The organism is Rhodoplanes sp. SY1 (assembly GCF_046000175.1).
GTDB lineage: Bacteria > Pseudomonadota > Alphaproteobacteria > Rhizobiales > Xanthobacteraceae > Rhodoplanes.
In genome coordinates, this window is sequence record NZ_JBEOMB010000002.1 from 87,626 (window position 1) to 103,678 (window position 16,053).

Consider the following 16,053-nt stretch of genomic DNA (forward strand, 5'->3'; position numbering starts at 1 on the left):
GGAAAATTATGGCCGGGTGCGCGAGACGCCGTCGGCGGCGCTCGGAGCAGCCTCGTGTCCCGCGGGCGGGGCGCGACGCCTCACCCCTTCGCGGCGACCTTGCCGGCGGCCTTGCGCTCGCTGCTCACCGCGACCTCGGCGGCGCGCGCGATGACGGCGGCGAACTCGTCGCCGAGAATTTTTGCGCAGAAGCGGATCGCCGCCTCCATCTGCGCCTTGCGGTAGGGCAGCTCGCCCGGCTCGCAGGCGCGCAGCACGTCGATGATCGAGCGCGAGCCGTTGTCGAGCTGGCTCTGCAGGTCGGAGAGCACCCGCAGGGTGATTTCGTTGAGGGCGAGCTCGCTCGCGTAGTTCTTGCACGCCGCCAGGAAGCCGAGCAGCGCCTCGATCTCGGCGACCTCGCCCTGGTCGATGGCGGCGCCGGCCGGCAGGTGCTTGCCGGGGACGATGCGGATGATGCGGCGGACCCGTCCCGGGATGGTGTCGAGCTCGGACTTCAGCGCGTCGGCGACGCCGGCCCGGATGGCGGCGAGCTGCCGCGCCGGCCCGGTGCCCGACGACATGTTGACCTCGCTGCGCAGGCCGCGCACCGCCTCGTGGACGTCCTTCAGGCACTCGATCGCGCGGCCCATCTGGCCGCGGCGGAAATGGTGGACGAGCTCCCGCATGGCGCGCTCGGTCTCGGTCAGCACCATGCCGAGCGCCAGGCCGTAGGCGCTCTCGGCGATCCGCTCGGCCTTGTCGGACTGCGCCGCCCGCACCGCCACCCGGACGAGATGCCAGGGCGCCGACATGCGGTTCATGACGAGGATCAGGCCGTAGCGGATCAGCGCCTTGTCGCGTGCGACCGCGGTGTCGATCACGCCGACGATCTGGTCGAGCTGGTCGCCGGCGGCGGAGCGGATGCGCGACGGCAGGCGGCTACCGATCGCCGAGAGGGTGTCGCGGTTCTTCATGATGGTGAAGAACTCGACGACGTCGGACTGGGCCCGCGCCGTGCCGATGCGGAAGGCGATGCGGCGCCGCGCCTTGTCGTCCTTGCCGGCGGCCTGGAGGATGTCGCCGAGCTTGCGGACCACGAGATCCTGGAACGCGCGGGCGGCGAAATCGGCCTTGCCCTGGTCCTTGGCGGCGAGATGCCGGCCGACGTCGGCGACGAAGGTCTTGGCCTCGGCCGGGGCGATCTCGGTGACGATCCAGTCCCACAGCGGGGCGAGGCTGGCGCGCGACACCCGGCCGTCGGGCTCCGCCGAGGACTCGTCGTCGGTCACGAACGGCTCGATCGGGACGAAGAACAGCCGCGACGGGTTGGCGGCACGCTCCGGGGCCGGATCGTCCTCGTTCTCGCGCAGCACCTCGCGCAGATGCTCGAGCAGCAGGTCGGGCGCCGGCAGATGGTCGTGGCCGGCCTGCAGGCCGCGCTCGACCTCCGCCATCAGCATGGCCCGCGCTTCGGGCGACAGCTGACGCAGATACGCGCGCAACTTCTCGGAGGCTTGCTCCTCGCCTGCCATCCACACACCTTGCCGAGCGGAATATCCTGGCTCGGGTATAGGGGCGCGATCTGAAGAACGCGTTAAACGGAGCGCGGCAGACGCCGCGATCCGTCAAACCAATCCGTAATTTGGTACCGGTTGGGCCGCGCCGATCAGCCGATCGGCGTCCACGAGCCGTCCGGGTTGCGGCAGGCGGTGCCGCGCGCCGTCTGCGGCGTCCCGTCGATATAGATCGTGTGGGTGAATTGCCGGCAGTTCTGGCCGCCCTGGTCATAGGCCGGCCCCGGCACGATGGTGCCGTAGCGGCCCGAGTCGGGATTGCGCCACGACACCGGGGCGCCCGACCGGCCGGTCTCCAGCGCCGCCATCTGGGCCTCGTAGGCGCGGCGGCGGTCCTCGTCGTCCATGGCGGCGCCGATGCGATTGCCGAGCAGGCCGCCGATCGCCGCGCCGGCGAGACCGCCGGCGAGCTTCGAGCCGGTGCCGCCGCCCGTCACGGCGGCGCCGAGCGCCGCGCCGCCGAGCGCGCCGACCAGCGTGCCGGTCTGCTCGCGCGCCCCGATGCCGGTGGCCGGATCCCCGGCGCAGCCGGCCAGCGTCAGCGCCAGACCCGAGGCCACGAGGCCCGAGGCCATGACGGCGGCGCGCGCCGCCGATCCGAACCGCTTCATCGATATCCCCCACGCACGGCCGGACGGCCGAACACACTTTTCCCGATGCCCGGTATGGGGGCAGGAATAGGGCGAAACGAGGGACATGCGCCGCAGCCGGCGCGCCGCAATTGCCGCACCGGTATGATCGGCGACACGCCGGTCCCGCGGCGACGCGGGGCCGGCGTCACGACCGTCAGCGCGAGAACTTCTTGTACTTGAGGCGATGCGGCAGGATCGAATCCGTGCCGAGCCGGCGCATCTTGTCGGCCTCGTAGTCCTGGAAGTTGCCCTCGAACCACTCGACGTGGCTGTCGCCCTCGAAGGCGAGGATGTGGGTGGCGATGCGGTCCAGGAACCAGCGATCGTGGCTGATGATCACGGCACAGCCGGCGAAGTCCTCCAGCGCCTCTTCGAGCGCCCGCAGCGTGTCGACGTCGAGGTCGTTGGTCGGCTCGTCGAGCAGCAGGACGTTGGCGCCGGACTTGAGCATCTTGGCGAGATGCACGCGGTTGCGCTCGCCACCCGACAGGTTGCCGACCTTCTTCTGCTGGTCGGCGCCCTTGAAGTTGAAGGCGCCGCAATAGGCGCGGCTGTTGATCTCGCGCTTGCCGAGCATGAGGATGTCGAGACCGTCGGACAGCTCCTCCCACACGGTCTTCTTCGGATCGAGGCTGTCGCGCGACTGGTCGACATAGCCGAGCTTGACCGAGTCGCCGATCACGATCGTGCCCTTGTCGGGCTGCTCCTGGCCGGTGATCATGCGGAACAGTGTCGTCTTGCCGGCGCCGTTCGGACCGATCACGCCGACGATGCCGCCGGGCGGCAGCTTGAAGGTGAGATCGTCGATCAAGAGCTTGTCGCCGAACGCCTTGGTCAGACCTTCGAAGTCGATGACGTTCTGGCCGAGCCGCTCGGCCACCGGAATGACGATCTGGGCCGTGGTCGGCGCCTTGTCGTTGGCCTTCTGCAGAAGCTCCTCGTAGCGCTGGTAGCGCGCCTTGGACTTGGCCTGGCGGGCCTTCGGCGAGGACGCGATCCACTCCTGCTCGCGCGCCAGCGTCTTCTGGCGCGTCTCCTCCTCGCGGCCCTCCTGCTCGAGCCGCTTCTGCTTCTGCTTCAGCCAGGACGAGTAGTTGCCCTCGTAGGGGATGCCGCGGCCGCGATCGAGCTCGAGGATCCAGCCCGTCACGTTGTCGAGGAAGTAGCGGTCGTGGGTGACGATCAGGATGGCGCCCGGATAGTTGCGCAGGTGCCCTTCCAGCCAGTTCACCGTCTCGGCGTCGAGATGGTTGGTCGGCTCGTCGAGGAGCAGCAGCTCGGGCTGCTCGAGCAGCAGCCGGCACAGCGCGACGCGGCGGCGCTCGCCGCCCGAGAGCTTGTCGACCGCCCAGTCGTCGGGCGGGCAGCCGAGCGCGTCCATGGCCTGCTCGACCTGCGAGTCGAGATCCCACAGGTTCTGGTGATCGATCTTGTCCTGGAGCGCGGCGGCCTCCTCCGCGGTGTCGTCGGAGTAGTCCATCATCAGCTCGTTGTAGCGGTCGAGGATCGCCTTCTTGGCGGCGACGCCGAGCATGACGTTCTCGCGCACCGTGAGGCTCTGCTCGAGCTGCGGCTCCTGCGGCAGGTAGCCGACGCGGGCGCCCTCGGCCACCCAGCCGTCGCCCGTGTACTCCTTGTCGATGCCGGCCATGATGCGCAGCAGGGTCGACTTGCCGGCGCCGTTGACGCCGAGCACGCCGATCTTGGCGTCCGGGTAGAAGGAGAGGTGGATGTTGTCGAGCACCTTGCGGTTGCCCGGATAGGTCTTGGACAGACCCTGCATGTGGTAGATGAACTGCCGGGCCATTGCCGCGCCTCGTCCTCGTCCGGTTGTCGGGATTCGCGCGCTGATGTAGCGACCGCCGCGCCCGAGGGCAAGCTGGGCGCCCGGGCGGCTGGCGGCGTCGCCGGGCCCTCCCCCGTCGCATCCGCCGGGCTCGTCCCGCGGCTTGCGTGATCCGCCTCACAAACCCCGAACCATCCGCCGGCGACCCATTCTGCGAGAGCCGATGGAGCGTCGCCGTGTCCGCCCAACAACGCGCAAGCTGGATCGCTACTGCCGCCCCCCGATCACGGTCCGCGTGTCGCCGGGACGCAACGTCCGACTGTAACGAACCGGCAACGCTGCGCGACGAAGTTGCGACGGATCCCGAAAATGAACCGAATTTTAACGATTTCGATCCACAAAAGGCCTTAGAGCGACCCTCAGGATCATCGTCAGCGGCAGAAAGCCGGACCTGGATCGCCAACCCACGGAGCGTGTCATGAACGCCTCCAGTGCCCCGAGTGCCCCCATCGGCAAGACCCTGCTGGCCGCCTGCCGCTCGATCCTGACCGATCTCTTCACCACCTATCGGCCGGAGCGCCACTACATGCGCGGCCCCGGTCCGAAATGGCGGGCGAAGAACACCATTACCCACATCGTGATCCGGCCCGACCGCTCGATGCGCAGCCGCCCCGCCCGGATTCGCGTTCGCGTCTGAGTACCCTCCCTGACCGACTGGCGCGGCGGCGCCGGCTGCACGGCACCGCCGCTTTCGTCCGGCCCCCTCTGCGCTCAATCGAAATCCCTTGTCTCTCTCCGCGGCCACGGGCTAGCTCGCGGTGTCTCGCGACCGACAAGGGAGTTCCGGCCCATGGCCGTCCGCTGCGCCGTCCTCGACGACTATCAGAACGTCGCCCTTTCCACCGCCGACTGGTCGGTGGTCACCGGTGACGTCGACGTCACGGTCTTCGATACGCCTTTCCCCACCCCCGATGCCGCCCGCGCGGCGCTCCAGCCGTTCGAGATCGTCTGCCTGATGCGCGAGCGGACCCCGTTCCCGCGGGCCATGTTCGCCGGGCTGCCGAACCTGAAGCTCTTGATCACCACGGGCGCGGCCAATCGGGCGATCGACCTGCCGGCGGCGCGCGAGCACGGCGTCACGGTGTGCGGCACCGGCAGCTACGGCAATCCGACCATCGGCATCGTGTTCGGCCTGATCCTGGAGCTGACCCGGAGGATCGGCTTCGAGAACGCCCGCATGAAGGCCGGCGCGCCCCTGCAGGCGACCATCGGCGACGACATCGAAGGCAAGACGATGGGCATCCTCGGGCTCGGCAAGCTCGGCACCCGGGTCGCCGGCATCGCCCAGGCGTTCCGCATGCCGGTGATCGCCTGGAGCCCCAACCTGACGGCCGAGAAGGCGCAGGCCGGCGGCGCCACGCTGGTGAGCAAGGAGGAGCTATTCGCCCGCGCCGACATCCTCTCCATCCACGTGCAGCTGTCCGACCGCTCGCGCGGGATGGTCGGCGCGGCCGAGCTCGGCCTGATGAAGCCGGACGCCCTCCTGATCAACACGTCGCGCGGCCCGATCGTCGACGAGGCGGCCCTCGTCGCGGCGCTGACCGGCGGCAAACTCGGCGGCGCCGGGCTCGATGTCTACGACGTCGAGCCGCTGCCCGTGGACCATCCGTTCCGCCGGCTCGACACGGTCGTCACCACGCCGCATCTCGGCTACGTGACGAAGCAGAACTACGCCATCTACTTCCGCGACATGGTCGAGGACATCCGCGCGTATCTGAACGGCATGCCGGTGCGCGTGCTCGGTGGCTGACCGGCCGGATCCATTTACCGTTTTGCTGCAGCGCAATACTACCGCCGGCCCGCGCCCCGCTCGGGCCGGCGGTATCGTTTTCACTGACGAAATCGTGAACAGCCTTCGTCGATTGGATTACGGGATTGTACCGACGCGACCTTCACTGCCACAATTCTGATGATCCGTTCAACGGCAGCGTATTTTAATCTGGTAGATCACTTTTATACTTCAGTATACACACTCTCAGCTTGATGCCCGCGCGCCACCTCCCGCGCCCCAATCCAGACAAAATTCAGCAAAGCTTGCCTTGCGTTCGGTTTGTCTGTATGTCGCGCTGCGACGGAACGTGGAGGGATCATGCGGACAGTGAAATTCGCCGGGGCGGCAGCGCTCGCCTTCGTGAGCCTGACGCTGGTCTCGGCGGAGGTCATCCGGACCGCGGTCGGGCAGCAGTTCGACAACCGTGCCGAGTCCTCGCGCACAGAATCCTCGCGGAGCGAACCCACCCGGGTCGCCCTGGCGCCGAGCCGCGGCGACGCGACCGGCGACACGCGGCCGGTCCCTGCCCGGCTCGATGTCGCGGCGGCGGCCGACGTTCCGGCTCCGGTCGCGGCCACCGGCCCGCGTCTGGCGCTGGTGATCGGCAACGGCGCCTATCCGGACGGCGACGCCCCGCTCCAGGCGCCGATCGCCGACGCCCGCGCCGTCGCTGACGAGCTGCGCGGCAAAGGCTTCGACGTCGAGCTCGGCGAGAACATGAGCAAGCAGGCGATGGAGCGCGCCGTCGAGCGCTTCACCGCCAAGATCACGCCCGGCGCCACGGCGCTTCTCTATTTCAGCGGCCACGGCCTGCAGATCGGCCGCGAGAGCTTCCTGGTGCCGGTCAGCGCCCAGATCTGGCGTCCCGAGGACGTGCGCCGCGACGGCATCGGCCTCGAGCCGGTGGTCGCCGCCATGGACGCGCGCGGGGCCGCCGGAAAGCTGGTGGTGCTCGATGCCGCCCGCAAGAATCCGTTCGAGCGCCGCCTGCGCGGCTTCTCGTCCGGCCTCGCGCCGATCGCCGGGCCGGAGGGCACGCTGGTGCTCTACGCGGTGGCGCCCGGCAAGGTCGCCGACCAGGAGAGCGACGGCCAGAGCGTGTTCGCCCGCGAGCTGATCGCCCAGATGCGCAACACCGGCCAGACCGTCGAGGAGGCGTTCAACCGCACCCGGCTGACGGTCGCACGCGCGACCGGAGGTGCCCAGGTGCCGGCCGTGTTCTCGGCCATCACCGCGCCGTTCTCGTTCGCCGCATCGGACGCCAAGCCCGCCGACGCCAAGCCCGCCGACGGCAAGGCCGCCGCGAACAAGCCGGACGCGCCGGCACCGGTGCGCCAGAGTGCCCGCTGAGCGCTGACCGCGGGCGGCGGCAGTGACGCCGCGCCACGCGAGCTGAATTCGACGGCGCGGACCGCGAGGCCGCGCCGCTTTCGTTTCCGCCCGTTCTGATTCACGCTGCCTCTGGCGCTCGGGGCCTGAACGGAGGCGGACATGATCGTCGTGCTGATGGGCGTCTCGGGCTCCGGCAAGACCACGATCGGAACGTTGCTCGCCGCGCGGCTCGGCTGCGATTTCTCCGACGCCGACAGCTTCCACCCGCCTGCCAATGTCGAGAAGATGCGAGCCGGCATCGCGCTGAACGACGACGACCGGCGGCCGTGGCTGATGGCGCTGCGCAAGGCGATCGAGGATTGGGAGGCACGGGGCGTCGACCACGTGCTCGCCTGCTCGGCCCTCAAGCGAACCTATCGCGAAGTCCTCGCGCCGAACGGCGACGTGACCTTCGTGTACCTGAAGGGATCGGCGGATCTGATCGCGCGGCGGCTCGCCGGCCGCACCGGCCACTACATGAACCCGGCCCTGCTCGACAGCCAGCTCGCCACGTTGGAGGAGCCGGACGATGCCGTCACGGTCGACATCGCGAGGACGCCCGAGGAGATCGTCGCCGCGATCCTCATCGCGCTCGGGCGCACTCCGCGGGGCTTGTCGCAGGCGGTGACGTGATCCATCCTCGCGATCCCGCCGATCGCAGCTCCCCGTTTCCCATGACCGCCCCTCCCGTGCCGCCCCGCAACGCCCTGATCGGCAGCGCCGTGCCGCGGCTGGAGGATTTCCGGCTGGTCACCGGCCGAGGCCGCTATGTCGGGGATGTCGCCATGGCGGGCCGTCTCGCCGCCGTGGTGGTGCGCAGCCCCGTCGCCCACGGTCTTTTGCGCGGCATCGATATCGACGAAGCGCGCGCGATGCCCGGCGTCCATGGCGTGCTGACGGCCGCCGACGTGATCGCGGCGCTCGGCGCGGTCCCCGATATTCCGCTGCGGCAGGACTCCTCGCCCGACTTCGTTCGCGCCGCGCAGCCGGTGATCGCGCACGCGGTGGTTCGCTATGTCGGCGAGCCGGTGGCGATCGTGATCGCCGACACGGCGGCACTCGCCGAGGACGCGGCCGAGCGGGTCGGGCTCGCCATCGACCCGCAGCCGGCGATCGCCAGCGTCGCAGCGGCACGCGACGCCGCGACGCGGCTGTTCGACACGATCCCGGACAATCGCGCCGGCACGCTCTCCGGGCGACGCGGCGACGCCGACGCGGCGTTCGCACGCGCCGACTACACGCGGCGCGAGACCTTCCGCATCCATCGCCACACCGCTGTGCCGATGGAGCCGCGCGGGCTCCTGGCCGCCTGGGACGCGGCCGCCGGCCGCCTCACCCTGCACGGCGCCGCCAAGGTGCCGTTCGCCAACCGCAAGATCCTCGCCGGGCAGCTCGGCCTGCCCGAGGAAGCGGTGCGGCTGGTCGAGGACGATGTCGGCGGCGGCTTCGGGGTGCGGGGCGAGTTCTATCCGGAGGACTTCCTGATCCCCTTCGCGGCCCGGACACTGGGGCGGCCCGTGCGCTGGATCGAGGGTCGCCGCGAGCATTTCCTCGCCACCAATCACGCCCGCGAGATGGAGGCGACGATCGAGATCGCCTGCACGCGGGACGGCACCATCCTGGCGCTGCGCGGCACCGCGACGGTCGATCTCGGCGCCTATGTGCGGACCACCGGGGCGACCCCGGCCCGCAGCATCGCCCAGTTCCTGCCCGGGCCGTACCGCATTCCGCACGTGGCCATCGACGTGGATCTGATGCTCACGACCAAGACGCCGGTCGGCACCTATCGCGGCCCCGGGCGGTTCGAGCCGGATTTCTTTCGCGAGCGGCTGATCGACATGGCGGCCAAGGATCTCGGAGTCGACCGGGTCGCGATGCGGGCCAAGAACCTGGTCGGTCGCGACGAGATGCCGTGGCGGCTCCCCACCGTGACGCCGCTCGGGATCGAGAGCGAATGCGACAGCGGCGACTACGCCGCGACCTTCGCGCAGTGCCTCGCCGATTTCGGCTGGGAGGAGAAGTCGGCGCTGCAGGGGCGGCTGATCGACGGCCGCTATCACGGCATCGCGACGGGCTGCTACTTCGAAGGCGGCGCGCCGGGGCCGGCCGAGAGCGCCATGCTGCGGCTGGAGCCCGACGGGCGGGTCGCCGTGCATGTCGGCTCCTCGGCGCTCGGCCAGGGGCTCGAGACCGTGATGGCGCAGATCGCCGCCGATGCGCTGGAGCGTCCGCTCGACGCGATCGCCCGCGTCGTCCACGGCTCGACCGACGCGGTGCGCGACGGCTTCGGCTCCTACTCGTCGCGCGCGGTCGTGATGGGCGGCTCGGCCGTGCTGGCCGCGGCGGAAAGTCTGAAACGTTCGATCCGGGCCGCAGCCGCGGAGGCGCTCGGCTGCGCGGCCGACGACGTGACGCTCGACGACGGCACGGCCCGCGGGCCCGACGGCCGTTCGATCGTGCTGAAGGACCTCGCCGGAAAGGTGCCGGACGCCGAGGGCAGGTTCGCGGCGAATGCCCGCGCCTACAGCTACGGCGCGCACGCCGCGCATGTCACGGTCGATCCGGAGACCGGCGTCGTCGCGGTCCTGGCCTACACGGCGGTCGAGGATGTCGGCCGGGCGATCAATCCGGCGACCCTGCACGGCCAGACGGTCGGCGCCATCGTGCAGGGGCTCGGCGGCACGCTCTTCGAGCAGATCGTCTACGACGACGACGGCGAGATCGTCACCGCCTCGCTCGCCGAGTATCTGCTGCCGACCGCGATCGACGTGCCGCCGATCTCGGCCCGCGCGATCGACATCGTGCCGGCGCCCGGCAACCCGCTGGGCGCCAAGGGGGGCGGCGAAGGCGGCATCATCCCGGTCGGCGGCGTGATCGCCAATGCGGTCGCGAACGCGCTCGCCGATCTCGGCATCGAGCCGTGCGCGCTGCCGCTGACGCCGATCCGCGTCTGGCAGATGATCCGGGACGCGAAGCCGTAGGGTGGGTACGGCGTGACGCGCCGTGCCCACGCCGTCCGAGTTCTCCGTCTGATCGACGTTTTACGGCGTGGGCATGCCGTCGCATGCCCACCCTACGCCACTTTGCATACCGACCTCGCGCGGCTTATGCTGGTGCTCCCGCCCTTCATTCCTCAAATCCAGTCCGCAACCATCATGACCGACTCTCCGATCGCTTCCGTCGACCTCGTGCACATCGCCCTGCCCACGCGGCGCGAGCACAAATGGACCGGGCTCACCGAGCCGATCGGCGGCTATGTGCTGGTCAAGATGACGGACCGCGACGGCGTGACCGGCTGGGGCGAGGCGCCGGCCCTGAAGGACTGGGGCGGCGAGTTCGGCCGCTATTTCGGCGAGAGCCCGGGCACCACCATGGAGGTGATCAGATCCTATCTGGCGCCGGTCGTCGTCGGCGCCGTGCCCGGCGACATCGTCGACCTGCACGCCCGCATGGACCGCATCATCAAGGGCTTCCCCTACGCCAAGGCGGCCGTCGAGTTCGCCGCCTACGACCTCGCCGGCAAGCAGTGCGGCCTGCCCGTGCACCGCCTGCTCGGCGGCGCCGCGCGCAAGAGCATTCCGGTGACGCATTCGATCGGGCTCCTCGGCTTCGAGGAGGCCGAGCGCGAGGTCGCGAAGGTCGTCGAGGAGGGCATCAGGACCATCAAGATCAAGGTCGGGGTCGATCCCGACCGCGACGTCGAGATGGTCAAGCGCATCCGCGCCACCGTGGGACCGAAGACGACGCTGTGCGTCGACGCCAACCAGGGCTATGCGACGCCGGGCGAGGCGATCCGCACCTTCCGCAAGATCGAGCATTGCGAGTTGAAGTATTTCGAGCAGCCGGTCGAAGGCATCGAGCGCATCGCCGAGGTGGCGCGCGCCATCGATGCGCCCGTGATGGCCGACGAGAGCGCCTGGAACGCCCACGACGTGATCCAGATCGTCGAGAAGCGCGCCGCCCAGATCGTGTCTATCTACACGACCAAGCCGGGCGGCCTGTTCAAGGCCATGGAGGTCGCCGCGGTGTGCCGGGCCGCCGGCATCGTCTGCAACGTCAACGGCTCGGTGGAGACCGGCATCGGCAACCTCGCCAACATCCAGCTCGCCGCGGCGGCGCCGGCCGTGACGCTGTCCTGCGTCGTGCCGGTGTCGACGCCGGCCGAAGCGCTCGCTGGCCGGGTCGGCGGCATCTACTACAAGGACGACCTGATCGCCGCGCCGATGCGGCTCGTCGACGGCGCGATCGTGCTGCCCGAGGGGCCCGGCATGGGCATCGCGGCCGACGAGGCGAAGATCGCCCGCTACACGGTCCGGGCCTGACCGCCCACGCCACCGACGCGCCATGAGGGCTGCGCCGCGGTGCCGCAGCGGTGGTGCCGTGCGGCCGCCGAACCGGCCGGCGTCTGCCGGGTTGCCGAAACGTCCCCGTGACGACGGTCCTGCCGCGCAGAACCTTCCACGCGGGGCTCGGCACCCCGGAGCGTCGCGATGTCCTCTCTCGATCGCCGTGCCGCCGTCGCGATGGCGCCGACCTCCTCGGTCGCCCCGCTGCGCGGCCCGTGGGGCGTCACCACCTCGCTCGCTTTCGTGGTGCTGGCCTTCGCGGCCGAGGGTCCGCTGCGCGACCTGATGGCGGCGGCCGGGCTGCCGGTCTGGGGCCTGCGGGGATACGCCGTCGGCGGCCTGCCGCGGGCGCTGGATACGCTCGTGCGCTGGGGCTCGGTCCTGCTGGTCGTCGTGCTGGCGGTGCGGCTCACCGACGTGCCGCTGCGCGAGTATGTCGCGTGGCGGCGGCCGCGGCTCGCCGATGTCGCCCTGGCGGCCGGATTCGTGCTCACCCTCTACGCCGGGCTCGTCGCGCTGACGCTGCTGGCCGGCACCGCCGACGTGCATGCCGGCGGCACCGGCCGGACGCCGCCGGGCGCCGGGCCGGTCGCCATCCTGCTCGCCTGGTGGTCGACCGTGCTGCTCGCGCCGTTTGTCGAGGAGACGGTGTTTCGCGGCTTCCTGTGGCACGGCATCGCCCGGCGGCACGGCGCGGTCGCGGCCCTCGCCGGGACATCCGTAGTGTTCGCGGCCTTCCACTGGGGCTATTGGATGCGGGCCGGCGGCGTCGACCTGCTCTCGGTCGCACACTACATCGTGATGGGCGGCGTCCTCGGGATGTTCCGCCTGACCAGCGGCAGCAGCATCGTGCCGATGGTGGCGCATGCGCTGGCCAATGGCGCACTCGCCGCCTTCCCGGTCGTGGTGGTCGCGCTGGCGTGACGGTGCCGGGCGACCACGCAACGCACGGTTGGTATGCGTCGGAAGCGTTGATGCGGCCGGCCGGTCGGACTATATCAGCGGCTCCCAATCGAGACCTCGAACGGGCGGACCGCGGGCCACGGGCCCGGTCCGGCCTTTGTGCACGACACCGGAGACCGAATGGCTCGCTTCCGCGACACAGACCTGCAGGACCGCAAGAGCAACGCCGACGCCGCCAAGAAGGCCCTGCTGGAGAAATTCCGGACCGCGGTGGCGGATCCGGCGCTCGAAGAGCGCCGCGCGGCGCTCGAGGCCGAGCGGCTCGCCCGCAAGGCGGAGCGCGACGCGATCCGGGCGAAGCGCGAGGCCGAGGCGGCCGAGAAGGCGCGAATCGCCGCCGAGGCGGCCGAGAAGGCCCGCATCGAGGCCGAGGCGATCGCCGCCCGCGAGGCCGCCGAGCGGGCCGAGCGCGAGGCGCGCGAGGCCGAGGAGCGGGCCGTCGCCGACGCCGCCCTCAAGGCCGAGCAGAAGGCCGCGCGCGACGCCCGCTACGCCGCCCGCAAGGCGGCCAAGAAGGCGCGCCGCAAGGGCGACATGTACTGAGCCGGCCGGCGCGCCGCGCAGGCGCGCCCGCATCGACCCGACCGCAGGGCCGGGTCAGTCCTTGCGCTCGTCGCCCATCACGCCGGCGAGCGCCCAGTCCTCCTTCGGCACCTCGTGGATGATGACGTGCAGGTTGTCGGGCTTGGCCCCGGCATGCGTCACCATGGCATCCGTGATGGCGCGCACCAAGGCGCGCTTCTGCTCACGGCTGCGGCCGGTCCACATCTCCACCGTGACGACGGGCATGCTGGTCCTCTCTGCGGGCTGGGCGTGGTGAGGGTGTGACGGAAGGCGGGGAACGGCACGGCGGCGCGCGCGAGCGCGGCGCTCAGTGCTCGTCCTGGACGATCTTCTCGATCCGAGCCCTGATGCCGCGCCACTGGCTGCCGCCGACCGTGACGGGCGCCCGGCTGCCCAGCCCCCGCCCCCAGATCGCCTTGCGGCCGAGCCGCTTCGCCGTCTCGAAGTCGACGCCCCCCGGAGGTGCCGCGAGATCGACGATCAGGACGTGGTCGGGCAGCATGCCGATCACGTTGGCGCCGACGACCCGCGACGGCACGGTGGAGAACAGGAGGTCGAGCCGTGGCGCGAGCTCCGGCAGCGCCTCGAGCCCGTGCGCCGTCGCCCCGGCGACGAACGCCGCGGCGCGCTGCTCGGGATTGCGCGCGACCACGTGGGTGCGCGCCCCGAGCGCGACCATGTAGCGGGCCAGCACGGTGCCGATCGTCCCCTGCCCGACCACGCAGACCTCGGAATTGTGGATCGTCGTCTCGGTGTTCTCGATGACGATCTTGAGAAGGCCCTCGATGATGGCGGGCGTCCGCTCCAGCATCAGGGCGCGATCCCACTCGTACTCGTGCAGGCCGATGCCCAGCGCGTCGGCATGCGCCTTCAGGTTGGCGTCGGCCCAACCCAGCACGATGTGGGCGCGTGGCGCCATGCCGGCCAGCATGGCCCGGTCCGGGACGATGGGTGACGTCGCCGCCGGTGCGAACAGGGCGCCGCTCGGCGCGATGCCGGGGATCGGGAACAGCGCGATCTTGGCGCCGCGCAGCACCGCGGCCGGATCGTCGAGCCGCTTCACGCCGGGAATGCCGCCCTCCGGCCACGGGAAACCGTGGGCCCGGACCTCGGCGCCGGTGAGAGCGGCGAGCCGGGCGATCTCCTGCTCACGGCGGTCGCCGCCGAGCATGCCGATGACGAGCTTCGACCAGTCGATGATGGCCACGGCGATCCTTCCGAACTGACGCCCCGCACGTTAGAGCCGGACCCCGCCCCACCGCAACCGTGAACCACGGCGACGCAGCGGGAGAGGGTCGCCGCGGCGTGCGGCGGCGCGGCGTTGGCCTCGTCCTTGCGTCCGGCTAAGCTCTCCGTCCCGCCGGCGCACCACCCGCCATCGTCGTGCTCCAGAAAAGGTCCCGCCCGTGCGCACGCTGATCGAGAATCTCGAATTCGTCCTCACCGTCGACAAGGCCGACACGGTGCTGACCGGCGCCTCGGTGGTGATCGACGGCGAGCGCATCGCCGACGTCGCGCCCGCGCCGGTCATCGCGTCCCGTTATTCGCGAGACAGCTTCGACCGGATCGTCGACGGCTCGCGCTACGGCATGACGCCGAGTTTCGTCGACTCGCACGTGCATCTCTCCGAGACCCTGTCGCGCGCCGTGTTCCCGGACTGCCTGGCGACCCGCGCCTGGGTGTTCCACTGGGCGAAGCCGTTCTACGCGAGCGTGACGGGCGAGGACGAGGTGTGCGGGGCGACGCTCGGCATGGCCGAGATGCTCCGCTGCGGCACCACCTGCTTCCTCGACATGGGCGCCCAGAACGACGTCGCGGGCGTCGTCGCCGCGATCGACAGGATCGGCATGCGCGGCATCACGGGCCGCCACGCCGCCGACGTGCGGCCCGACGTGATTCCGCCGGGCTGGACCGAGGAGATGATGGCGCATCACTTCTTCCCGGATCACACGACGGCGCTGGCCGCGCTGGAGCGCACCGTGAAGGACTTCGACGGCGCCGGCGGCGGCCGGGTGCGGGTGTGGTGCAACATCGAGGGCAAGGAGCCGTGCAGCCTGGAGCTGCATGTCGGCGCCCGGGCGCTCGCCGAGAAGCTCGGCGTCGGCACCACCTATCACCTCGCGACCAGCATCGAGGAGGCGCATGTGTGCGAGCGCAAGCACGGCCTCTGGCCGATCTCGCGCATCGCCAAGCATGGTGGCCTCGCCTCGAACCTCGTCATCGCGCACTGCGTCGCCGTGCAGGACGAGGAGGTCGGCCTGATGGCCGACGCCGGCACCAAGGTGGCGTTCTGCCCGGCGACCGCCGTGAAGCTCGCCAAAGGCGCGACCCGCATCGGCAAGTATCCCGAGATGATGGACGCCGGCATGGATGTCGGGCTCGGTACCGACGGCGTCTCGGCCGGCGGCACCATGAACCTGATGCGCCAGCTCTACATGGTCGCCGGCATGTTCAAGGACAGCCGCATGGACTCGACGCTGGTCGGCGCCCGCAAGGCGCTGCGCATGGCGACCATCGAGGGCGCCCAGGCGCTCGGCTGGGCGGACGAGATCGGCTCGATCGAAAAGGGCAAGCGCGCCGACTTCGTGCTGTTCGACCTCGATCACTTCGAGTGGGTGCCCTATGGCGACCCGCTGCAGGCGGTCGTCTACTCGTCGAGCCCGGCCTCGATCGCCCAGACCTGGGTGAACGGCCGTGCCCTCTACGCCAACGGCTGCGTCGCGACGGTCGACGAGAAGGCCCTCCATGTGGAGGCGCGCCGCCGCGCCGCCGACGTCGTCCGCCGCGCCGGCCTGGTGATGGGCGCGACCCCGGTGACGACGACGACGTATGATTGAGGATCGCGCTCATCGCCGCTCACCCCTCATGGTGAGGAGCGGCCACCCGGGTCCGCGCTGTGCGCGGCCCGAGTGTAAACTCCGGCCGCGTCTTGAACCATGAGGCCCGCCGCCAGCGCCGTCCTCGCCCTTCGAGACGGCCGCTTCGCGGCCTCCTCAGGGTGAGG

General features: G+C 70.7%; 14 protein-coding genes. 9 read left to right on the forward strand and 5 right to left on the reverse strand.

What is annotated here, in order from left to right:
* Window positions 1–80 precede the first annotated feature (80 nt).
* From ABTU92_RS00670 to ettA, 3 genes are all read right to left on the reverse strand, one after another.
* Window positions 81–1,514: a hypothetical protein gene (locus ABTU92_RS00670; RefSeq protein WP_408086644.1), complete on the reverse strand. Its 1,434-nt coding sequence runs from the start codon at window positions 1,512–1,514 to the stop codon at window positions 81–83.
* A gap of 134 nt (window positions 1,515–1,648) precedes the next feature.
* On the reverse strand, window positions 1,649–2,167 hold the full coding sequence (locus ABTU92_RS00675) for an RT0821/Lpp0805 family surface protein (protein WP_408086646.1): 519 nt from the start codon (window positions 2,165–2,167) through the stop codon (window positions 1,649–1,651).
* A gap of 175 nt (window positions 2,168–2,342) precedes the next feature.
* Window positions 2,343–3,995, reverse strand: coding sequence for an energy-dependent translational throttle protein EttA (gene ettA, locus ABTU92_RS00680; protein ID WP_408086648.1), 1,653 nt, complete (start codon window positions 3,993–3,995; stop codon window positions 2,343–2,345).
* A 457-nt stretch (window positions 3,996–4,452) separates the two neighbouring features.
* Here ettA and ABTU92_RS00685 point away from each other — a divergent pair, with 457 nt between their 5' ends.
* From ABTU92_RS00685 to ABTU92_RS00720, 8 genes are all read left to right on the forward strand, one after another.
* On the forward strand, window positions 4,453–4,671 hold the full coding sequence (locus tag ABTU92_RS00685) for a hypothetical protein (protein ID WP_408086650.1): 219 nt from the start codon (window positions 4,453–4,455) through the stop codon (window positions 4,669–4,671).
* A gap of 153 nt (window positions 4,672–4,824) precedes the next feature.
* Complete coding sequence (locus tag ABTU92_RS00690) at window positions 4,825–5,784, forward strand: D-2-hydroxyacid dehydrogenase family protein (RefSeq protein ID WP_408086652.1); 960 nt, start codon at window positions 4,825–4,827, stop codon at window positions 5,782–5,784.
* Between the two features lie 339 nt (window positions 5,785–6,123).
* On the forward strand, window positions 6,124–7,155 hold the full coding sequence (locus ABTU92_RS00695) for a caspase domain-containing protein (protein ID WP_408086654.1): 1,032 nt from the start codon (window positions 6,124–6,126) through the stop codon (window positions 7,153–7,155).
* Between the two features lie 141 nt (window positions 7,156–7,296).
* Window positions 7,297–7,809 (forward strand): gluconokinase, encoded by a 513-nt coding sequence (locus tag ABTU92_RS00700; protein ID WP_408086656.1) that lies wholly within the window; start codon window positions 7,297–7,299, stop codon window positions 7,807–7,809.
* Between the two features lie 41 nt (window positions 7,810–7,850).
* Window positions 7,851–10,157, forward strand: a complete 2,307-nt coding sequence (locus ABTU92_RS00705) for a xanthine dehydrogenase family protein molybdopterin-binding subunit (protein WP_408086658.1) — start codon at window positions 7,851–7,853, stop codon at window positions 10,155–10,157.
* A gap of 174 nt (window positions 10,158–10,331) precedes the next feature.
* A complete protein-coding gene (locus tag ABTU92_RS00710) occupies window positions 10,332–11,498 on the forward strand; it encodes a mandelate racemase/muconate lactonizing enzyme family protein (RefSeq protein ID WP_408086660.1) in 1,167 nt (388 codons plus the stop codon).
* Between the two features lie 168 nt (window positions 11,499–11,666).
* Entirely contained in the window at window positions 11,667–12,446 is a 780-nt protein-coding gene (locus tag ABTU92_RS00715) for a lysostaphin resistance A-like protein (protein ID WP_408086662.1), read from the forward strand.
* Between the two features lie 159 nt (window positions 12,447–12,605).
* A complete protein-coding gene (locus ABTU92_RS00720; RefSeq protein ID WP_408086664.1) occupies window positions 12,606–13,028 on the forward strand; it encodes a DUF6481 family protein in 423 nt (140 codons plus the stop codon).
* Window positions 13,029–13,082: 54 nt separating this feature from the next.
* Here ABTU92_RS00720 and ABTU92_RS00725 read toward each other — a convergent pair whose 3' ends face one another.
* Both ABTU92_RS00725 and ABTU92_RS00730 read right to left on the reverse strand, forming a co-directional pair.
* Window positions 13,083–13,274, reverse strand: coding sequence for a 2-hydroxymuconate tautomerase (locus tag ABTU92_RS00725; RefSeq protein WP_111360130.1), 192 nt, complete (start codon window positions 13,272–13,274; stop codon window positions 13,083–13,085).
* An 82-nt stretch (window positions 13,275–13,356) separates the two neighbouring features.
* The gene (locus ABTU92_RS00730; protein WP_408086666.1) at window positions 13,357–14,256 is read right to left on the reverse strand and encodes a dipicolinate synthase subunit DpsA; all 900 of its coding nucleotides are present in this window, start codon (window positions 14,254–14,256) and stop codon (window positions 13,357–13,359) included.
* 199 nt (window positions 14,257–14,455) lie between these two features.
* On the opposite strand from ABTU92_RS00730, the gene ABTU92_RS00735 reads away from it, so the two are divergent.
* Entirely contained in the window at window positions 14,456–15,886 is a 1,431-nt protein-coding gene (locus ABTU92_RS00735; RefSeq protein WP_408086668.1) for an amidohydrolase family protein, read from the forward strand.
* Window positions 15,887–16,053 lie beyond the last annotated feature (167 nt).